This window comes from Collinsella sp. CLA-AA-H167, from assembly GCF_040095305.1.
Lineage (GTDB): Bacteria > Actinomycetota > Coriobacteriia > Coriobacteriales > Coriobacteriaceae > Collinsella.
Genome location: NZ_JBBNGA010000008.1, coordinates 33,378 through 54,797 on the forward strand (window position 1 = coordinate 33,378; position 21,420 = coordinate 54,797).

General features: G+C 61.6%; 16 protein-coding genes. 14 read left to right on the top strand and 2 right to left on the bottom strand.

All coding sequences use genetic code 11. From position 1 onward, the window contains the following. Window positions 1–29 precede the first annotated feature (29 nt). The 7 genes from AAAT03_RS06320 (at window position 30) to ligA (ending at window position 8,278) form a co-directional block, all read left to right on the top strand. Entirely contained in the window at window positions 30–1,052 is a 1,023-nt protein-coding gene (locus tag AAAT03_RS06320) for a LacI family DNA-binding transcriptional regulator (RefSeq protein ID WP_349102883.1), read from the top strand. A 42-nt stretch (window positions 1,053–1,094) separates the two neighbouring features. Beyond that, window positions 1,095–1,589 carry a type II toxin-antitoxin system RelB/DinJ family antitoxin gene (locus AAAT03_RS06325; protein WP_349102884.1) on the top strand — a complete coding sequence of 165 codons (495 nt, stop codon included), beginning with the start codon at window positions 1,095–1,097 and terminating at the stop codon, window positions 1,587–1,589. After that, window positions 1,576–1,947 carry a HepT-like ribonuclease domain-containing protein gene (locus tag AAAT03_RS06330; RefSeq protein WP_118258530.1) on the top strand — a complete coding sequence of 124 codons (372 nt, stop codon included), beginning with the start codon at window positions 1,576–1,578 and terminating at the stop codon, window positions 1,945–1,947. Before AAAT03_RS06325 ends, AAAT03_RS06330 begins: the two co-directional genes overlap by 14 nt. A 134-nt stretch (window positions 1,948–2,081) precedes the next feature. Then, window positions 2,082–3,419 carry a glutamine synthetase family protein gene (locus tag AAAT03_RS06335; RefSeq protein WP_118266199.1) on the top strand — a complete coding sequence of 446 codons (1,338 nt, stop codon included), beginning with the start codon at window positions 2,082–2,084 and terminating at the stop codon, window positions 3,417–3,419. A gap of 50 nt (window positions 3,420–3,469) precedes the next feature. Next, on the top strand, window positions 3,470–4,132 hold the full coding sequence (locus AAAT03_RS06340; RefSeq protein ID WP_006234733.1) for a response regulator transcription factor: 663 nt from the start codon (window positions 3,470–3,472) through the stop codon (window positions 4,130–4,132). Window positions 4,133–4,340: 208 nt separating this feature from the next. Next, window positions 4,341–5,801 carry a trypsin-like peptidase domain-containing protein gene (locus tag AAAT03_RS06345; RefSeq protein ID WP_349102885.1) on the top strand — a complete coding sequence of 487 codons (1,461 nt, stop codon included), beginning with the start codon at window positions 4,341–4,343 and terminating at the stop codon, window positions 5,799–5,801. Window positions 5,802–6,049: 248 nt separating this feature from the next. Beyond that, window positions 6,050–8,278, top strand: coding sequence for an NAD-dependent DNA ligase LigA (gene ligA / locus AAAT03_RS06350; RefSeq protein WP_349102886.1), 2,229 nt, complete (start codon window positions 6,050–6,052; stop codon window positions 8,276–8,278). Between the two features lie 103 nt (window positions 8,279–8,381). On the opposite strand, the gene AAAT03_RS06355 is transcribed toward ligA, so the two are convergent. Both AAAT03_RS06355 and AAAT03_RS06360 read right to left on the bottom strand, forming a co-directional pair. After that, the gene (locus AAAT03_RS06355) at window positions 8,382–9,221 is read right to left on the bottom strand and encodes a MerR family transcriptional regulator (RefSeq protein WP_349102915.1); all 840 of its coding nucleotides are present in this window, start codon (window positions 9,219–9,221) and stop codon (window positions 8,382–8,384) included. A 63-nt stretch (window positions 9,222–9,284) separates the two neighbouring features. Next, a complete protein-coding gene (locus AAAT03_RS06360; protein WP_349102887.1) occupies window positions 9,285–10,631 on the bottom strand; it encodes an MATE family efflux transporter in 1,347 nt (448 codons plus the stop codon). 261 nt (window positions 10,632–10,892) lie between these two features. On the opposite strand from AAAT03_RS06360, the gene AAAT03_RS06365 reads away from it, so the two are divergent. The 7 genes from AAAT03_RS06365 (at window position 10,893) to AAAT03_RS06395 (ending at window position 21,044) form a co-directional block, all read left to right on the top strand. Then, window positions 10,893–12,722, top strand: a complete 1,830-nt coding sequence (locus tag AAAT03_RS06365) for an ABC transporter ATP-binding protein (RefSeq protein ID WP_349102888.1) — start codon at window positions 10,893–10,895, stop codon at window positions 12,720–12,722. After that, entirely contained in the window at window positions 12,715–14,613 is a 1,899-nt protein-coding gene (locus AAAT03_RS06370; RefSeq protein WP_349102889.1) for an ABC transporter ATP-binding protein, read from the top strand. Before AAAT03_RS06365 ends, AAAT03_RS06370 begins: the two co-directional genes overlap by 8 nt. 215 nt (window positions 14,614–14,828) lie before the next feature. Next, the gene (locus AAAT03_RS06375) at window positions 14,829–15,866 is read left to right on the top strand and encodes a hypothetical protein (protein ID WP_349102891.1); all 1,038 of its coding nucleotides are present in this window, start codon (window positions 14,829–14,831) and stop codon (window positions 15,864–15,866) included. A 235-nt stretch (window positions 15,867–16,101) separates the two neighbouring features. Beyond that, window positions 16,102–17,157, top strand: coding sequence for a GTP 3',8-cyclase MoaA (moaA, locus tag AAAT03_RS06380; protein ID WP_349102892.1), 1,056 nt, complete (start codon window positions 16,102–16,104; stop codon window positions 17,155–17,157). 4 nt (window positions 17,158–17,161) lie between these two features. Next, complete coding sequence (gene mobB, locus AAAT03_RS06385; RefSeq protein WP_349102894.1) at window positions 17,162–18,466, top strand: molybdopterin-guanine dinucleotide biosynthesis protein B; 1,305 nt, start codon at window positions 17,162–17,164, stop codon at window positions 18,464–18,466. 265 nt (window positions 18,467–18,731) lie between these two features. After that, the gene (locus AAAT03_RS06390; RefSeq protein WP_349102895.1) at window positions 18,732–20,012 is read left to right on the top strand and encodes an MFS transporter; all 1,281 of its coding nucleotides are present in this window, start codon (window positions 18,732–18,734) and stop codon (window positions 20,010–20,012) included. A gap of 210 nt (window positions 20,013–20,222) precedes the next feature. Continuing rightward, window positions 20,223–21,044 carry an HAD family hydrolase gene (locus AAAT03_RS06395; RefSeq protein ID WP_349102896.1) on the top strand — a complete coding sequence of 274 codons (822 nt, stop codon included), beginning with the start codon at window positions 20,223–20,225 and terminating at the stop codon, window positions 21,042–21,044. Window positions 21,045–21,420: the final 376 nt, after the last annotated feature.

Genomic DNA, 21,420 nt, shown 5'->3' on the forward strand with positions numbered 1-21,420 from the left:
TTGCCGACAATGGGGAAACGGGGTGCGCTATGGCGCAGATGAGAATCAAGGACATTGCCGCCGAGGCGGGCGTGAGCCCGGCCACGGTTTCGCGCTACCTCAACAACCGCCCCGGGCAGATGACCGAGGAGACCCGCGCCCGCATCGCAGCGGTTATCGAACGCACCGGCTATCGCCCGTGTGCCGCCGCGCGCAATCTGCGCAGCTCGCGCACCAATCTCATCGGCGTGATCCTGGCCGACATTGGCAACCCGTTCTCGAGCGCCGTGCTCGAGGGCCTTTCCGCCAGCGCCGCTGCGCGCGGCTGCTCGCTTATGACGGCCATTAGCGGCAATGACCCCGCCAAGGAGGCCGAATCGCTCACCAGACTTATCGATGCCGGTGTGGACGGCCTGATCGTCAACACCTGCGGCGGCAACGACGAGGCAATCGCCGCGGCAGCGGGACGCTTGCCCGTCGTGCTGCTCGACCGCGATGTTGCCGACGGTGGCATCGATCTGGTGACCTCCAACAACCGTGAGCTGGTCGCCGGCCTGGTAGACACCTTGGCTGTCGCGGGCAGCGAGCGCCTGTGCCTGCTCACCGAGGCAAGCGACGACAGCCCTGTGCGTCGCGAGCGTGCCGAGGCCTTTGCCGACGAGCTTGCGCGACGCGGCCTTGCGGGTGAGGTCGTCACCCTGGCCGATGGTGGCGTCGAGGGTGTCAGTCGCCTGGACGAGACCATCCGCGGCTATGCGGGTAAAAAGCTCGGCCTCATTGCCGTCAACGGCTTGGTTTTCCTGCGCCTGACCGAGGCGCTGGCCCAGCTGGGGCCCTCGTTGCCGGCGGGTCTCAAGATTGCAACGTTTGACGACTATCCCTGGAACCACGTCCTCTTTGGCGGTGTGACCACGGCAGCGCAGGACACTCTTACCATTGCCGAGCGCGTAGTCGAGCGCCTGTCCGAGCGTATCGACATCGTTACCACTACGGTGGGCGATGCCGCAAAGCTCGCCCCCAAGCGCATCGAGATCCCCGGTCACATCGAACACCTCGCTTCGACCTCGCGCTAGTCTGTGTGATAATATATAGACAATGTCATACAGGAGGTATCCATGGCTGCGTCTGTGCTGAGTGTGCGAGTGGACTCGTCAATTAAAGATTCATTTGCCGAGCTGTGCGAAGAACTTGGCATGACTTCGTCTGTTGCGGTCAATATGTTTATGAGACAGATGCTGCGCGAGCGCTCACTGCCGTTTGTTCCTTCACTCGGTAAAAGCTCTGCGAGCGAAAGCGTCGCGGCGGGCATTTTGGATACTGCCCAGATTGAGTCCGCCGTCCGCGAGGCAGCCAGCTCGATTCCCGCCATCAAAACCGTGATTCTTTTTGGTTCGTATGCCCGTGGCGAAGCGCGTGCCGATAGCGATATCGACTTACGTCTCGAAGTTGATCGCGAGCAGGGCTTTGGTCTTTTCGCGTTGTCGGCGTTTGGTGAGGCGGTGCGCAAAGAAACTGGGAGGCAGGTTGATCTTGTCTCGAGCGACCATCTTGATGCCGATCTTGCCGCGGTAATCGAGCGCGAAGGAGTGATCCTTTATGATCGCGCGTAAGTCAGACGGCCTCCGCGCCCAAGAGGTCTTGGACGCCATCTCTGAAACGAACGAGCGCATCAAGGCTTTTGATATCACCGAGGACCAGTTTCTGCATGCGAATGACGTGCGGACGAGGGCGTTGGCGGACTCCCTTTTGATGTGCGCGCTTAGGGTGACGGAAGAAGCGGGCAAGTTGTCGGAACGCTCGCAGCGGCTTCATCCCGAAATTGAGTGGCGTGGAATTATCGGCATGAGAAATTACCTCGCGCATGATTACGGCAATGTCGACCGATCGGTTGTTTGGGATGCGGTGACGATGGAGTTCCCAGCGCTGGAACGAGCGTGTAGGCAAATTGTTTCCGAATCTGAACGCTAGCCATTCGTTCGTGACCGCCTGCTCGCGCACGTTTTTTGAGCGCTTGATACGCTTTAACCCTGCGGAAACATTTTTCTGCGATAGTATCTGCGGTATAGACCAGTCGAAACCCGCCCGAAAGAAAGGGGAGCGACATGAACCAGCAGAACATCGATTACGTACTCCGCTCCGTAGAACAGCGTGACATCCGCTTTGTGCGTCTGTGGTTTGTCGACATTCTCGGCCGCCTCAAAAACTTTGCCATTAGCCCCGAGGACCTCGAGGTCGCATTTGAGGAGGGCATTGGCTTTGACGGCTCGGCCATCGAGGGCTTTGCCACGCCCGAGGAAGCCGACATGCTGGCGTTCCCTGATGCCTCGACCTTCCAGATTTTGCCGTGGCGTCCGAGCCACAACGGCGTCGCCCGTGTGTTCTGCGACGTGTGCACTCCCGATCGCGAGCCCTTCGCCGGCGACCCGCGCGCTGCGCTGCGCCGCATGTTCCATAAGGCCGAGAAGGCCGGCTACCTGCTCAACGTTGGTGCCGAGCTGGAGTACTACTATTTCCCCGACGAGCGCACGCCCGAGCCGCTCGACAACGTGGGCTACTTCGATCTTTCGGTGAGCGACGCCGCGCGCGACCTGCGTCGCAACACGGTCCTTACGCTCGAGAAGATGTCCGTGCCCGTGGAGTACACCTTCCACGCCGCCGGTCGCTCGCAGCACGGCATGAGCCTGCGCCACGCCGAGGCCCTGAGCATGTCCGACGCCATTACCACGGCCAAGCTCATCATTAAACAGCAAGCTTACGAGAGCGGTTGCCACGCCTCCTTTATGCCCAAGCCGTTGGCGGGCGAGGACGGCAGCGCCATGTTTTTGCATCAGTCGCTGTTCGACCACGACGGCAACAACGTCTTTTGGGGCGAGGCCGACGAGAGGTACCATCTCTCCGACGTCGCCAAGCACTACATGGCCGGTATCTTGGCGCACGCGCGCGAGATCAGCGCCATCACCAACCCCACCGTCAACTCGTACAAGCGCATCACCACGGGTGGCGACTCCGTGCCGCAGTACGCCACGTGGGGCCTGCGCAACCGCGCGAGTATGGTCCGTATCCCGGTCTACAAGCCCGGCAAGCCGCTGTCCACGCGCATCGAGCTGCGCAGTCCCGACCCCATGGCCAACCCGTACCTGGTCAACGCCGTCACGCTGGCGGCTGGTCTGGACGGCATCGAGCGCAAGCTGGAACTCCCGCCCGAGGCCACGGCCGAGACGCTCAAGCTTACCGACCGTCAGATGGTCGAGGCCGGCTACGCGCCGCTGCCGCGCTCGCTCAAAGAGGCGCTCGACGTGTTTGAGGACTCGCAGTTTATGAAGGATGCTCTCGGCGAGCACATCCACAGCTTCTTCCTCAAAAAGAAGCGCGACGAGTGGCATAAGTTTGAGTCTACGATCACCGAGTGGGAGATCAAGCACTACCTGGCGAACTCCTAATCGCGCTGGCTTGTTCCAGTACGATTGAGCTCATTTCTTTGGAGGCCGATATGTCCGAAAAGAGTGCCCTGTTCATGGCGCGCACGACGCGCTTCCACGAGTTTGCCCGCAGCTTGACGACTACCCTGGGTGTCGAGGTGAGCCTGGCAACCCCTGATTCGCCAACTGCGGCGCACGACTTTGACCTGCTGATCCTCGATTCCGACGGCATCCGCAGCGACCGCATCGATCAGATTGCCAAGTGGCTTGACGATCGCGGCGGTGTCCCCATGTTGGTGATCGTCGACGATGAGGCGCTCGGTACCCTGCGCCTGCCGAATCACGCGCATGCCGACTTTGTGTGCCCCACGGCGACGCCCAACGAGCTTAAGGCTCGCGCGCAGCGCCTGATGGGCGAGGAGGAGACCGTCACCGCCGACGATGTGCTCAACATCGATAACCTCGAGATTAACCTGGCTACCTACCAGGTGACACTCGATAACGAGCCCATCGACCTGACGCTGATGGAGTACTCGCTGCTGAGCTTTTTGGCGACGCACCCCAACCGCGCCTACAGCCGTGAGGTGCTGCTGCACCGCGTGTGGGGCTTTGAGTACTGCGGCGGCACGCGTACCGTCGACGTGCACATTCGACGCATCCGCTCCAAGGTGGGCCCGCAGATTGCAGCGCACATCACCACCGTCCGCGGCGTGGGATATCTGTTTAAGGACTAGATTTCCACCACAAAGGGGACAGGCACCTTTGTGGTGGTTTTGCCGCAGGTGCGGGTTCCCTTCGAGTTTGCAGCAGAACTTAAGCCTTCCTAAAAGATTGCGTTCTCGTACACGTACGCCCGCATATTGGGGTACAACTCAACGTGAACAATGATGGCCCGCCACATGTTTGGCGGGCCTTTGGTTATTTGACGAAAGGATCGCAGCTATGAGCGAGAACGATTCCCAGCGTCCCCAGGACGCGGGCAACGCCGGCGAGACTCAGCAGCAGCCGCGCGTGCAGGTGGAGTCGACGCCTGCCGACAGCAACATTCCCTACGTGCAGGCCTACGATACGCAGACCGGCAAGCCGCTGGGCGGCCAACAGGTCGTGAACAAGCACACGGTGGTCAAGACCAAGACCAAAAAGCTACCGATCTTTATTACAGCGCTTGCCGGCTGCGCCTGCGGCGCCCTGCTGGTCATCGCGCTCATTATGAGTGGCACGCTCGATATCGGTGGCGGCAAGAATGCCGTGACGGCGGGCGCTTCGGGTTCGTCGACGCAAAAGATCACGATCGACTCCGAGGACACCACGCTGGCCGAGGCCGTTTCTGCCAAGGCCCTGCCCTCCGTGGTTTCCATCACCGCCACTTCGAGCGGTGGCCAGAATGGTTCGCTTTCGCAGTCTGCCGACGAGTCGGACAACTCGGGCAGCGTCGGTTCGGGCGTGGTGCTCGATACCGAGGGCCATATCCTCACCAACAACCACGTGGTCGATGGCTATGACCAGTACGTGGTGACCATGGACGACGGCACCACCTACGAGGCCGAGTTCGTGGGCAACGACGCTTCGAGCGACCTGGCCGTCATCAAGCTCAAGGACGCCGACGCCTCCAAGCTCACGCCGATTGAGATCGGTGATTCCTCCAAGCTCAACGTGGGCGAGTGGGTCATGGCGATCGGCTCGCCCTTCGGCAACGAACAGTCTGTCTCCACCGGTATCGTCTCGGCGCTGTATCGCTCCACGGCCATGAGCTCTACCGGCGGCAACACCATCTATGCCAACATGATCCAGACCGATGCCGCCATCAACCCGGGCAACTCCGGCGGTGCGCTCGTCAACGACAACGGTGAGCTTGTGGGTATCAACTCGCTTATCGAGAGCTACTCGGGCTCCAGCTCGGGCGTGGGTTTTGCCATTCCGGTTAACTACGCCAAAAACATTGCCGACCAGATCATCGACGGTAAGACGCCGGTGCATCCGTACATGGGCGCTACGCTTTCGAGCGTCAATGCGCTTAACGCCCGCACCAACAAGTTGAGCACCGATAGCGGCGCGTATGTGGCGAGCGTCGTTGAGGATGGTCCTGCCGCCAAGGCCGGCATTCAGGAGGGCGACGTCATCACCAAGCTGGGCGACGATGAGATTTCGAGCGCCGACGGCCTGATCATCGCGCTGCGCAGCCACGAGGTGGGCGAGAAGGTCGAGATCACGCTCATGCGCGGCAAGGAAGAGAAGAAGGTCACGGTTGAGCTGGGCTCCGACGAGGAGCTGCAGAACCAGCAGCAGAACGACAGCGCGACCGACACCGGCAACGACGGTATTACCGACGAGCAGCTGCGCCAGTACCTGGAGGAGCTGCTGGGCCAGCAGGGCCAGGGTCAGGGCAACGGTCAGGGTTTCTAACGAGCTGTATCGCACATATCGAAGCCAGAGGGGCTGTTCCGCCAGCGCGGGACAGCCCCTCTTTTCGCGATGATCCCTTGGAGACGGAGGAAAACGGATCATTTAGAACTGGCAAGGGCATGGTTTAATCGCGCGATCCACCCCAGTCTGGCGGCTGCCGATTCGGTGCGGTTCGAAAGGGTTATTCGGCGCCATGGTGACCGGTGGTACTCTTGTATCCGTTTGAAATCGAACGAAGGAGTGCCGCTATGGAGCAATCGAGCCTGTTTGGTGACGGTGTGGACATCGATACCGAAACGCCCGCGAGCGCGGATGCCGACGCACTGACCGACGCCCGTGCCCAGGCGGCAGCGCGCGCGGCCGAGCTGCGCCACGAGCTCGATTACCACGCCTATCGCTACTACATGCTCGATGCGCCCGAGATCACGGATGCCGCATTCGACAAAATGCTCGTTGAGCTCCAGCAGATCGAGGCGACCTACCCCGATTTGGTAACGCCCGACAGCTACACCCAACGCGTGGGCGGCTACGTGAGCGAGCAGTTTACGCCGGTCACGCACATGGCGCGCATGTATTCCATGGACGATGCCATGGACCTGGACGAACTCGACGCGTGGCTCCAGCGCGCCGAGGATGCGCTCGGCGCCGGCAGCGTTACCTATACCTGCGAGCTTAAGATCGACGGCCTGGGCGTGGCCCTTACCTACCAAAACGGCACCTTCGTGCGCGCGGCCACACGCGGCGACGGCACCACGGGCGAGGACGTGTCGCTCAACGTGCGAACCATCAAGGATGTGCCCATGCACCTGTCCGAGCCGGCGCTCGCCCACATGGGCGCCGACCGCGAGCGCACCATTGAGGTGCGCGGCGAGGTCTATATGCCCAAGGGCAGCTTTGTTCGTCTGAACGACGAGGCCGATGCCGAGGGGCGCGACCCCTTCGCCAACCCGCGCAACGCCGCCGCCGGCAGCCTGCGCCAAAAGGACCCCAAGGTCACGGCGCGCCGCGACCTGGCTACCTTTATCTACGCCATTGCCGATACCGATCCGCTGCACGTCCACAGCCAGCGCGAGTTCCTGGACTGGCTGCGTAGCGCCGGCTTTAGCGTCAACCCCAACGTTGCCCGTTGCGCCACGCCGGCCGAGGTCCACGAGTTCTGCGCCCAGGCCCTCGAGCATCGCGGTGACCTGGACTACGACATCGACGGCGTGGTCGTAAAGGTCGACAGCTTCCAGCAGCAGCTCGACCTGGGCTTTACTGCCCGCGCACCGCGCTGGGCCATTGCCTTTAAGTTCCCACCCGAGGAAAAGCAGACCGTCCTGCGCGAAATTCGCATCCAGGTGGGTCGCACCGGTGTGCTCACGCCGGTCGCCGAGTTCGACCCGGTGACGGTTGCCGGCTCCACCATCGCGCGCGCCACGCTGCACAACATCGACGAGATCCGTCGCAAAAACGTGCGCGAGGGCGACACCATCATCGTGCACAAGGCGGGCGACGTGATTCCCGAGGTCGTGGGCCCGGTGCTCGACAAGCGCCCGGCCGATTCGGTTGACTGGCACATGCCCGAGGTCTGCCCCGTGTGCGGTAGCCCCGTGGTTCACGAGGATGGCGAGGTTGCCTACCGCTGCGTGTCCATCGACTGCCCCGCACAGCTCAAGGAGCGTTTGCTCCACTGGGTGAGCCGCGGCTGCATGGACGTCGATGGCCTGGGCGACGAGATCGTCGACAAGATGATCGCCGCCGGGCTGATCCACGATGTCGCAGACTTCTACCAGCTCACGGTCGACGACATCGCCGGCCTGGACACGGGTCGCGTGTATGCCAGCTCCAACAGCAAAAAGGGCGTCAAGAAAGGCGACCCCATTCCGGTAGGCCTCAAGACGGCCGAGAAAATCATCGCCGAGCTCAACAAGTCCAAGAGCCAGCCGCTCGGTCGCGTGCTGTTTGCCCTGGGCATCCGCCACGTGGGCAAGAGCATGGGCGAGGTCATCGCCGAGCGATTCCTGTCGATCGACAAGCTCATCTTGGCGAGCGAAGAGGACATCGCCGAGTGCGAGGGCATCGGTCCCAAGATTGCGGCGAGCGTCAAGCAGTTCCTGGCCGTGCCCGAGAACCTTGCCGTGCTGGAGCGCCTGCGTCAGGCGGGTCTGTCGCTCGAGGTCGACCTGGGCGCCGCGCACGCGCAAGCCGCAGCCGATGCGGGCGTGGCGGGCGAGCTCGCTGACGCACAGCCGCTTGCGGGTCTGACCTTCGTGCTCACCGGCACGCTCGTCAACCGCACCCGCGACGAGGCGGGTGCGGCGCTTAAAGTGCTCGGCGCCAAGGTCTCGGGCAGTGTTTCAAAGAAGACGAGCTATCTGGTCGCCGGCCCCAAAGCGGGCTCCAAGCTTACCAAGGCCGAGCAGCTGGGCGTACCCGTGCTGGACGAGGACGCACTCGAGCAGATCCTTGCGACCGGTGAGGTGCCCCAGGCTTAGTGCATCGATAACCAAATTGAAAAACCGCCCGGAAGGCATTGAACTGCCTCCCATTTCTTGTGTCCAAGAAATGGGAGGCAGTTCAATGCCTTCCGGGCGGTTCTTACTTTGCTGGGGCAACCGGCACCGTGATCTGCGTCACGTAGGTTGCCGGGTCGTCGCTGATGATGTCATCGATCAGGGCAATCTCGCGCGAAGGCCCGGCGGGCGCCAGGTTGTGCTCGCGCATATAGCTGAGCAGCCGCTCGTAGCGCGGGGCTGCTTGTCCGTGCGTGCCGCGGAAGCTTATGGTTAGGCAGCGCGCGGCGGGCCGCACCTCGACGTCGCCCAAGTAATCATCGGTGTCATCGAGCAGCAGGAAGACCTCGTCGTAGCCATCAAAGTCGCCGGCGGCAAGGCGTTCGGGCGCGATCCCGACGCCCAAGTTGCCCAGAAAGACAAAGGTCTCGTGCTGACCCTTCTGCAGCTGACGAATCTGCCATTCCAGCGCATATGCGTCGGTAGGGTTGACGCGTTCGCTCAGCACGGCGCAGTGAAGCTCGGGCGCATCGATTGTGCAAATGGTATCGAGCTCGGTGTTTAGGGCATCGTGCAGCAGGGCAAGTCGGTTATCGATCTTGCGCGACACGCGCTCCAGCTCGCTGCGCTTGCGCTCGATGAGCTCCTGCTGCTGAGCCAGCTGCCGCTGCATGAGGTTCACATCGCGCGTTGTCACAAACTCGCGGATTTGTGCGAGCGGCAAGTTGAGAACACGCAGGTGGCTGATGGTGTTGAGGGTGGAGAGCTGCCGCGATCCGTAGTAGCGGTACCCACTCGTCGGATCGACATATGCCGGTTCCAATAGCCCCATCTGTTCGTAATGGCGCAGTGTGCCCACGCTCAAATTGAGCAAGCGCGCCACCTCGCCAATGCGGAGCAGGCCCTCGGTGTGTTCGCTTGGCATGTCGGTCACAGGACCGCTCCTTTCGGTAAAACAGGGGAGAGGCGCTAGGCCTGCGTTGCCCCGCTACGCCATCAGCTTGTCAAAAGTTCCGCGGCGGTTGAGCACGGTAAATGCAATCACGCAGATGGCCGCCGACAGAATCGACCCGCACGGCGAGGCGATACCCATGGGGAACAGCGTGTCGGAATAGGCGTTCGACAGCAGCCATGCGCCGGGTACGCGAATGAGCGCCACGGCCAGCACGTTGTGCGCAAAGCCGATGTAGCTCTTGCCGTATGCAGCGAAAAAGCCGCTAAAGCAAATGTGGATGCCGGCAAAAATCGCGTCGAAAATATAGCTGCGCATATAGCCGGTGCCGGCGGCGACCACCGCGGGGTCCTTGGCAAAAAAGCCGATAAACGCCGGCGCCACCAGCCACATCAGCACCGTGATGAGGCAGCCGTACACCACCGAGACGGTCATGGCATCCTTGAGCACCTGACGCGCGCGGTCGCCCTTGCCCGCGCCGGCGTTTTGCGCCGTGAGCGCGCTGACGGTGGCGCCCATGGAGCTTGGCACAATGAACAAAAAGCTGATCATCTTCTCGACCAGGCCTACGGCGGCGGCGTCGACCAGACCGCGGTGGTTGGCGATGACGGTAATAAACATAAACGCCACCTGGATGCAGCCGTCCTGCACGGCCACGGGCACGCCGATCTTAAGAATGCTACCGAGCACCTCGGACTGGGGGCGCAGGTCGCTGCGCTTAACGTGGATGTTCGTGCGGCGGCTCTTGAGCCACACGAGCGCGAGGGCAACGCTGGCCGTCTGCGCGGTCACTGTGCCGAGCGCCGCGCCCACGGGGCCGAGCCCCATGTGGCCGATAAACAGAAAATCGAGCGCGATGTTGATGATGCATGCCACGCCAATCACGTACATGGGCGAGCGCGAATCGCCTAGGCCGCGAAAGATGGCCGAGAGGATGTTGTACGCGGCGATAAAGGGAATGCCGATAAAGCAAATGCGCAGGTAGGCGGCGGTGCCTTCGACCGCCTCGGCCGGCGTGCCAATGAGTGCCACAATCTGCGGGCACAGTGCGAGCAAGGCAGCGGCCAGCACCACCGAGACACCCATAAAGAGCGTGATGGTGTTGCCGATGGCGGTCTCGGCGCGATCGAAGCGGCGCGAGCCCACGGCGTGGCCGACGATGACCGTCGTTCCCATGGCCAGGCCCACGAGCGTCACGGTAATGATATAGAGCGTCTGCGCGCCATTGCCCACGGCGGTGATGCCGGCGGCGCCGCTAAACTGCCCCATCATGTACAGGTCGGCCATGCCGTAGAGCATCTGCAAAAAGTACGAGAGCATATAAGGCAGGGCAAAGACCGCGATGGTCTTAAGGACATTGCCGCGTGTGAGGTCGTGTTCCATGGGCGGGGCGCTTTCTGGCTTGGGTCGTTTACGTACCAGTGTAGTGAAAACCCTACAACGATTGTAGAGTCAAGGTTCATGTTGGCGGCGGGGCGAAAAAGTCACGCTCGCGTTCATTTCCAATTGAATACGGGCGCGTGCCCTGTGAGCATGGCGTCTGCACTAGCCTTGCAGAAATCGATTTCGCATCACTTGACACCGCCGCACGGCGCGCCATAATACGTGGGTTTGCGAACAACGTTTGATGGGGGATGAATCTGCGTGCGCAATCTCAAGATTTTGTTTTCCTATCTGGGGGCATACCGCCGCGATGCCATGCTCGGCGTGCTCTTTGTGACGGCCGAGACGGCGCTCGAGCTGTTTATCCCGGTCATCATGGCAAATATCATCGATGTGGGCGTGCCCGCGGGCGACATCAACTACATGCTGTTGCAGGGCACGTATATGTTGGTATGCGCCGCATGTTCGCTGGTACTTGGCTTGGGCTATGCACGCACGTCTGCTCGCGTCGCCTCGGGGCTGGGCGCTAACCTGCGCGAGGCCGAGTATCGCAAGATCCAGACGCTCGCTTTTGGCAATCTGGACAACTACGACGCCAGCTCGCTTGTCACGCGCATGACCACCGATATCACCGTCATCCAAAACGCTATCGGCAACGGCTTTCGCCCCATGGTGCGCGGTCCCGTGACGCTCATCGTCGGCTTGGTCTATGCGTTGGTGCTGTCGCGTCCACTCGCTACGGTATTCGCGATTATTCTGCCGGTGCTGGCGATCGTACTGGGCGTTATCACCTATCGCGTCAGTCCGCTCTACCGCCAGCTACAGACCTCGATGGACCATCTCAACGGTGTGGTGCAGGAGGACCTCACCGCCGTGCGCGCCGTCAAGGCGTACGTGCGTGCCGAGCACGAGGAGGCCAAGTTCGATGCCGTCAATACTGAGCTCGCGCGCACCGCGACGAAGACCTTTGGCAACGCCGTGCTCAACCTGCCGGTGTTTCAGCTGTCGATGTACGTGGCTGCGCTCTCGATTCTATGGATTGGCGGCCGCATGATCATCGAAGGTCGCTTGGGCGTGGGCTCGCTCACGGGCTTTATGAGCTATGTGCTGCTGATCATGAACTCGCTCATGATGATTTCCAACGTGTTTTTGCTGCTCACGCGCGCACTTGCCAGCGTGGAACGCATCTCGCGGGTGCTCGACGAGCGTTCACTTATCCAGGCGCCCGACGCTGCCGCTGCCGTGCGCGAGGTGGCCGACGGAAGCATCGAGTTTCGCGACGTGTCGTTTAAGTACCGCGCGGATGCTGCCGAGGATGTGCTCGAGCATATTGACCTTTGCATTGAGGCGGGCTCCACGGTGGGCGTGCTCGGCGGCACGGGCTCGGGCAAGAGTTCGCTTGTGCAGCTGATCGCGCGCCTGTACGACGCCACCGAAGGCGCCGTACTCGTGGGCGGGCGCGATGTGCGCGATTACGACCTGGTTGCCCTGCGCGACGCCGTGGGTATCGTGCTGCAAAAGAACGTGCTGTTTACGGGTACCGTGCGCGAGAACCTGCAGTGGGGCAATCCGCAGGCGTCGGACGATGAGCTCCTCGCGGCCTGCCGGGCGGCATGCGTGGACGAGTTCCTGGATCGCATTGGCGGCCTTGACGGCTATCTGGGCCAGGGCGGCGCCGGTGTTTCGGGTGGCCAGAAGCAACGCCTGTGCATCGCGCGCACGTTGCTCAAGCATCCGCGCGTGCTCATTTTTGATGACTCCACCAGCGCGGTCGATATGGCGACCGACGCTAAGATTCGCGAGCACATCGCTCGGATTCCCGATACGACCGTGCTCATCATCGCCCAGCGCATCGCGAGCGTCATGGATGCCGATCGCATTGTGGTGTTGGACGACGGTCGTGTCCACGGCGTGGGCACGCACGAGGAACTGCTGGCGGGTGACAACATCTACCAGGAGATTTACGCCTCGCAGATGGAGTTTGCGGGGAACGCGGACGCCGGTGACGGCAGCGACGATGGCTGCGCGAATGATCCGTTTTCCTCCGTCCCCAGCGGATCCACCTTGGAAGGGGACGAGCGCCATGCCTAAGACCGCAGCCCAAGCGCGCCCGGCCGACCTCAAGCGCACGGTGCGCCGTCTGCTCTCCTACATGGGGCATGCCAAGTTCTCGCTGCTGGCGGTGGGCGTGCTCGCCTCCGTTGCCGCCATCGCGAGCCTCGCCGGCACCTACATGGTGCGCCCCATCGTTAACGGTTTGGCCACGGGCGGGGAGGAACTGCTCGCCAAGCAAGTCATCCTGACGGCGATCATCTACGCCGCGGGTGTGCTCTCGGCCCTGGGCTACTCACAGATCATGGTGCGCGCGGCCCAACGCGTGGTGTCCGATATTCGCCGCGACCTGTTCGCGCACATCCAGAAGCTGCCGCTCAGCTATTTTGACGGCACGCGCTCGGGCGACATCATGAGCTTTTTCACTAACGACGTCGACACCGTCTCCGAAGCGCTCAACAACAGCTTTGCCAACGTGATTCAGGCCGCCATTCAGGTTGTGGGCACTACGGCCATGCTCATCATCCTTAACTGGCAGCTCACGATTATTACGCTCGTGTGCGATGCGGCCATTGTGCTGTATGCGCGCTACTCGGGCGCGCGCTCTAAGCGTTTCTTTGCCGCCCAGCAGGCATCGCTTGGCGACCTGGACGGATATATCGAAGAGATGGTCTCGGGCCAAAAGGTCATCAAGGTCTTTAACCGCGAGGCAGCGAATATCGCCGGCTTCACCTGCCGTAACGACGAGCTCCGCCGCACCGGCACCGCCGCCGTGAGCTATGCCAACTCCATGGTGCCCATGACCGTCGTAATTGGCTACGTCAACTACGCCATCGTCGCCGTGGCGGGCGGCACGCTCTGCATCAAGGGGCTCGCCGACGTGGGCGCGCTTGCAAGTTACCTGGTCTTTGTGCGCCAGGCGGCCATGCCCATCAACCAGTTTACGCAGCTGGGCAACTTCTTGCTCAATGCGTTGGCCGGCGCCGAGCGCCTGTTTGCCGCCATGGACCTTAAGCCCGAGGTGGACGAGGGCTGCGTGGAGCTGGTGCAGACGGGCGACGCCACGTGGGCGTGGAAGATTCCCGAGGGCCAGGGCGTGGGCGTCTACGGGCATCTGCATGACGTGGCTGCCGTTGATGAGTCGGGCCGCGCGGTGGCTGCCGATGGTACCGAGCTCACGTGCGGCTTGGTTCCGCTTGCCGGCGACGTGCGCTTCCATGCCGTGGACTTTTCCTACGTGCCGGGCACCCGCGTGCTTACGGACCTCAACTTGTTTGCCAAGCCGGGGCAAAAGATTGCGTTTGTGGGCTCGACGGGCGCCGGAAAGACGACCATCACCAACCTCATCAACCGTTTTTACGAGGTCGATGACGGCGAGATCACGTACGACGGCATCGACGTCAAGCACATTGCCAAGGCCAGCCTGCGCGGATCGCTCGGCATTGTGCTGCAGGACACGCACCTGTTTAGCGGCACCATTGCGCAGAACATCCGCTTTGGCAAGCTCAACGCGACCGACGAGGAGGTGCGCGCCGCCGCCGAGGCCGCCTGCGCCGACTCGTTTATCCGTCGCCTGCCTAGAGGGTACGATACGCCGGTCACGGCCGATGGCGCCAACCTGTCGCAGGGCCAGCGCCAGCTGCTCGCCATCGCGCGCGTGGCCGTTGCCGATCCGCCGGTGCTCATCCTGGACGAGGCCACGAGCTCTATCGACACGCGCACCGAAAAGCTCATCGAGCGCGGCATGGACCGCATCATGCGCGGACGCACCACGTTTATGATCGCGCACCGCCTGTCCACCGTCCGCGACGCCGACGCCATCATGGTCCTCGAACACGGCCGCATCATCGAGCGCGGCACGCACGAAGAGCTGCTCGCCCAGCACGGCGAGTACTGGCAGCTGGCACATGGCTTAAAAGAGCTGGATTAACCCGTTCGAGCACGATGCTTTGACCCCTCCGTGCCCCTCACCTCGCCTCAAACCATCACAACATTCGACGTTTTTTGCCAAAAACGGGAAAAGCATCGAATGTTGCGATGGTTTTTCTACCACTCGATCGGGCGGAATCGCTTTCTTGCGCACGAAGGTGTGCGGACCCGTGGGCAGGGGAATAAGGTTGGTTATCCGACTCCATTGGAGGGCTCATGGACCTGCCGATCGTCCTGTCCCATAAGACTGCCTGGCTGTACCACAACGTGGCGCGCCCGTCCGAGCCGCTCTCGCGAGCAAGCAGCCTATACGATGAGGACTCGCTTGCCAACGAGGCTGAGCCGACCGCGAACCTGCCCAAATTGGGGCTCGATGCCAAGGGGCTGAGGGCTTCAACGGCCGTCGGGATTGTTACCGACTATCTGGTTGCGCTTGGTATTCCACGAGAAGAGCTCGATCATATCGATACGCTCGTCAACTTCGATTTTGAGCGCTCGACGCCGGCTGGATTTAGGTGCCACGTGTTTGGGGCGCCGGTGTCTCCAGGCCATCTTATCGAGGTGGCGGAGGGCCTTCTGGTGGTTGATGAGGCCATGTGCTTTGTCCAGGCGGGTTCGTGGATGAGCGAGCCCGAACAGCTGGAATATGGCTACGAAATCTGTGCCCGATACCATTTGAATCATCTGTCGACGGACGATTATGTCGAGATGGGACAGAGGTATACCGTTGCCGACTTGATTGCCTATTGCAATGAGAACCGATCTCGTCAGGGGGCTATACGCGCGGCCGCCGTGCTCAAGCGCGTGCACGATGGCGCGCGATCGCCCATGGAGACGGCCACCGCAATCATGGTCGTAGCAAAACGTTCCCAGGGAGGGCTGGGATACACCAAGATCGAGCTCAACCATCGGGTCGATGTTCCCAACGAGTTCAAGTATCTCGCTAAGGCCGGGTATTTCGAGATTGACGTATATGCGCCTGCGAGCGGTACGGGAATTGAATACAACGGCTCGGACCATCTTGATAAACAGCGCAGCGCGTCGGATGCGGAGCGTATGACTGTGCTGAGCGCGCTGGGCTTTAAGATGATCGTCCTCACCGGGACTCAGTTTGCCCATCAGCTGCAATTGCACCGGGCGATGAACGCCATCGCGCTTGCGATAGGCCTTAAGTGCGACCGAAGCGAAGCGTTCCAAAAGCGGCAGAACGACCTGCGAGAATTCGTGATTCGGCACTGGGACGGCGGCCTTTAGGGGCGCTTTGGCCCTTCTGCGGGGTGCCGTGGGCAGGCAAACCATCACAACATTCGACGTTTTTTGCCAAAATCGGGAAAAGCATCGAATGTTGTGATGGTTTGTATGCTGAGGATGGGCTTGGGAAGTCCGTTTTGCTCGAAGCGACCTGTCCTGTCGTACGGGTGTCGGCATGATTCTCTCGTGGGATATTATGTTTTCCGAAGAATAAAACGCCGCGTGAGGGGAGGGCTGCGTGGACGGGCGCATGCAACATGACGGCTTTGGCCGCGACATTAACTACCTGCGTATTGCCGTTACCGACAAGTGCAATTTCCGCTGCATTTACTGCATGCCGGCCGATGGCGTGGCGCCCCGCGCGCACGACGAGCTGCTCAGTGCCGAGGAAATCGCCCGCTTTGTGCGCCTGGTGGCGGGGGAAGGCATTCGCCGCGTGCGCCTGACGGGTGGTGAGCCGCTGGTCAGCCGCCGTATCATCCCGCTCATTCGCGACATCCGCGCGATTTCGCGGATCGAGGATATCTCGATTACCACCAACGGCGCCCTGCTGCCCAAGTTGGCACCGCAGCTCAAAGATGCCGGGCTTAACCGCGTCAACATTTCGCTCGACACGCTCGACCCTACGCTGTTTGGAAAGATCACGCGCCTGGGTCGGCTCGAGCAGACCATGGCTGGCATCGACGCGGCGCTGGCTTGGGGCTTTGAGCCCGTTAAAGTCAACTGCGTTGTGGTGCGCCGGCTCAACCAGGATGTGGCTGCCCTTGCGCGGCTGACCGTCGACCGCCCCATCCACCTGCGCTTTATCGAATACATGCCCATCGGCGACGAGCGCACCAGCTCGCATTGCACTGTGGACCCGCATGCGCCTGCGCTCAATCCCGAGCTGTGGGACGCGAGCGATACTGTGCCGAGTGACGAGCTGCGGGCGCGCATCAATGCCGGGGCCGCCGCGACGGGGCTGGGCGAGCTCGAGCCACTCGACATTAACGACGCTCCTGTCGGCGCGGGCCCTGCGCGCTATTGGCGCTTTCCGGGCGCGACGGGAACGGTCGGCTTTATTAGCGCCATGTCCAATCATTTTTGCGCGAATTGCAACCGTCTGCGCCTGACGGCCGATGGCAACGTGCGTCCGTGCCTGTTCAGCGATGCCGAGTATTCGGTGCGCGACGCCCTGCGCCGTGGTGATGATATGCAGGTACTTTCGATTTGGCGCGATGCCGTGGCCCACAAACCGCAGGAACACGCGATAATTGAGGGCACGCAACGATTTATGTCCCAAATCGGAGGATGATCATATGGCCAAGAGCAGGTACGCCGATGCCACCAAGGCCGCTCGCAGGGCCGCGATGTCTGCCCACAAAGTCACGGCTGCGGCGAATGCTGGCAATGCCGACGCGTCCGCACAGCCGACTGCCAGCGCTGTCGCCGAGCCCGCCCGTGACGCCCGTCGCGACGAGCTGACGCACGTGGACGCCAAGGGCGAGGTACGTATGGTCGACGTGTCCGACAAGGCCGAGACCCATCGCATTGCCATCGCCGAGGGCACCATCCTCATGCACCCCGAGACGCAGGCCATGGTGCTGCAAGATCGCGCCAAAAAGGGCGACGTGCTTGCCTGTGCGCGTGTGGCAGGCATTATGGCTATCAAGCGAACGAGCGATATCATTCCCATGTGCCATCCGCTGCTCATTACCAAGAGCAAGTGCGACATTGCGCCCGTCGCTCCGGCGGGGACGCCGGCCGAAGACGTGCCCGAGGGCTGGGCGCCGGCGCGCGTGGACGGGCAGGTTGGCTTTCACGTACTGGTTACGGCCGGCGTGACGGGCAAGACGGGTATCGAGATGGAGGCCCTGACCGGCGCGAGTGCCGCGTGCTTAACGATCTATGACATGTGCAAGGCAGTCGATCGCGGCATGGAGATCGTCGACGTGCGCCTGCTGCACAAGGAGGGCGGCCGCTCGGTCGTGTGGGACCGCGCAGAGCGTCAGGCTGCTGCTGTCGAAGCCGTGGGTGCCGCGGGCGACGCACCCGCGAGCGCACCCGTCGCCGTCGCGCCCGCAGCTCCGACACCGGCCGTCCCCGCAATCGCGTTTATCGGCTACCAAAACTCGGGCAAGACCACGCTCGTCGAGAAGGTCATTGCCGAGCTCACCCGCCGCGGCCTGCGCGTGGGTTCGCTCAAGCATCACGGGCATCACGGCTTTGATATCGACGTGCCCGCTAAGGATACGTGGCGCCATCACCAGGCCGGATCCAAACACGTGGGCCTCATCTGCGCCACGCGCTGGGCGGAGTACTCCGACACGCGCGAGGAGGACGAGATGCCCGCGCGCGAGCTGCTGTCGCGCTACAACGATGTCGACGTGGTGATCATCGAGGGTTACAAGACCGAGGGCTTCGACAACATCGTGGTCGCGCGCTCCGGTGTCGACCGTCTGCGCGGCACGAGCTCGCTCGACCTGGTCGACGGTCACACGCTGGCCCTTGCCTGCAACGAGGCCCTGGCGCGCCAGGCCTTCGACGCCGGCTTCGCGACCCGAGCCATCAACATCAACGACGCCCGAGCCATCTGTGACCTCATCCAAGATCATCTGGCCTAAAACCTGCCAAAAAGGGACAGGTTTATTTTGGCAGGTTTTATCTGGGTAAACGTCATTTCCACCACAAAGGGGCCAGGCACCTTTGTGGCGGATTTTACTTTAGTAGATGTGTGGGACATGCTTTACAATCTACCAAGTAGTTCATACTGAGCGAAAAACGGAGAGAAGGGTCCTTATGCGTCCTTAATGTTTCATGCGGATAGATTGATTTGACAGACGGTGGCGAATACCCACCGTGCGCATTCGTATGAAACAAGGAGTCTTCATGCTCGCCTCTCTTTTCTCAAAGCCTCAATCATCGCTGTCCGCGCAGGCCAAGCGCCTGGTGGCGATGCGCTTTCTCATCTACACCGGCTTTCAGACCAGCTACTTTATCGGCGTCATCGGAACGCTCACCTATGCGGATGGCGCTTCGGTTGTTGCGACGTCACTGGCTGTCCTCTTTATGAACGTCTTTGTGATTCTGGGGTCCTTTGCGGGTGGTGCGGCGCTCGACGCCTGGGGCCCACGTCGCCATTTCTTGTTGAGCATCGTCGGCACGCTGGCGACGGGCGCGGCAATTATCGCCTTTGGCAGCGCGACCGGAACAGTCCTTGCCGGCGCGGTACTCCTGGGCTTTGTGATGGGATTCGCCCAGCCCATCGCCACGTCCTATCCGGCGTATCTCACCGACGACCCCGTCGAGCTCAAAGACATCAACTCCGCCATAACTATGTTCTCCAACGTGAGCATTATCGTCGGCCCCACACTGGGCGGCTTTGTCGCGGCGGCTGCGTCGTCGCGCGCGGTGTTCGTGCTTATGATGCTCTTTACCGTGCTGGCGCTCGTCGTCGGTTGGGGCTTTAGGCCGCAGGCCAGCCATGTCGCCGAGCATGCGGATGCCGATTCGGCAGAGGAAGGGGAGCGTGCGGGACAAAGCTCCAACCCCAGCACGTCCGCCCACGCCACCTTCGCGACCAGCATCAAGACGGTCTTCACCGACAGCGTTCTCGCCCTGCTGTTTTGCATCATTTTTCTTTCGAACTTTGGCTATGGAGCCTTCGACCCGCTCGAATCGTTCTTCTACCGCGATGTCCTGCACGTCGGTGTTGAGTGGATGGGCTGGCTCTCGTCGGCCTGCGGTGTCGGCGCGGTGCTGGGTGCCGTGCTCGCGCTCCGCTTGCCGCCGCACTTGGTCAACCTTAAAACGCTGCTCGTGGCGCTTATGTCCGTGGGCCTGGGAAGTTTGCTCTATGTGGGAACACCGTACGTGGGTGTAGCCCTCGTCGGCCAGATTGTCCTGGGCGTGGCGTGGGGTGTCGTCAACCCGCTCCACAACACCATTGTGCAAACGACGGCTCCGCTCGAGCAGCTTGGTCGCGTCAATTCGGTCATGGGCTTTGGCAATATGTTTGCCGGCGTGGCGCCGCTGGCGATTGCCCCGTGGCTGGCGGCGACGTTTGGTGTGCAGCGGACGCTCGTGGGGGCGGGCATGGTCGTAACGGCGGTTCCCGCGGCGTTGCTGCTGTTTGGTCGCTGGCATTTTGATCGTGCTGCAAGGCAGTAATAACCATCACAGCATTCGATGAAAATCGCGATTTAGCCGAATAATGTCGAATGTTGTGATGGTTTGGCCCGCAAACGTCACTTCCACCACAAAGGGGCCAGGCACCTTTGTGGTGGTTTTTGCTTTGACGGGCCGCGCCTGTGCCTTGGTATACCATGTACGCCGTTCACGAATACACCCCACACCGCCGCACGACCCAGAAAGGCCCCCATGGACACCACCTTCAGCCACATCAAAGCCGTGTTCTGCGATATCGACGGTACGCTGCTCACGAGCCAGCACGCGGTGTCCCCGCGCACCGTGGCGGCGATCCGCGCCCTGCGCGAGCGCGGCGTGCTCTTTGGCCTGTGCACCGGGCGCGACGCCCACGCGACCGAGGCCATGTACGAGCTCTGGGGCATCGAAGGCCTGGTGGACGTGCTGGTAGGCTGCGGTGGTGCCGAGGTCATCGACCGCGCGCACGACATCAACGAGCTGAGCTATCCGCTGCCGGGCGAGACCATCGCGCGCATCTGCAAGCACATGGCGGACCTTCCGGCAACGCCCGTCTGCCCCCGAGACGGCGTGTTCTACGTGCCCGAGAGCAACGCGTGCGTCGAGCACCTGTCGCGCGTCGACGGCGTGCCCTACCAGGTGGTCGATTTTGCCGAGTTTTTGCGCGAGCCGCAGCCCAAGGTGATGTTTACCATGGCGCCCGAGGTAATGCCGCGGGCGATTGAGCGGGCGTCGACGTTTGCCGATGACACTGTTAAGGCGGCGGCTCTGCAAACCACGCAGCGGCTCTACGAGTTCATGGATCCGCACGTGTCCAAGACGCGCGGCCTTGTGCGCGTGGCAGAGCTCAACGACATGAAGCTCCAGGACATTTGCGTGTTTGGCGATGCCGATAACGACACCTGCATGGTGGCCGACGCCGGCGTGGGCGTGGCCATGGCAAACGGCAGCGATGCCACCCGTGCCGCCGCCGACTTTGTAACCGCCAGCAACGACAAAGACGGCATTGCGATCTTTATCGAGGAACATCTGCTGTAGCGCCGGGGGGCAGCCACAAAGAGGGCAGAGCGCCTTTGTGGTGGTTTTCCAAGCGTCCCAACAGTCGATTGTTGGGACGCTTTTTTGTAGCGAGGAGATTTGCGGCCGGTAACATGCGATGCCATTCAAGTGTCGATGTATGAACATATCGGCACACGCTAGTTGTGCAGTAATTGACCAATTAGCTCATAACTAATATTTCCAGGTAGATATACTGCCATTCACGGCGCAATTTTGACCGTTCACAGATTGAGCGGGTTAAAACAAAGTGTTGTACAAACAATGATAAAGTGTCATTTATCTAGATTTGCTAACGAGTTTACCAGCGTCTTTCCGAAATTTAACCCTCGAAAAACAATGCATAGTTTGAATAATT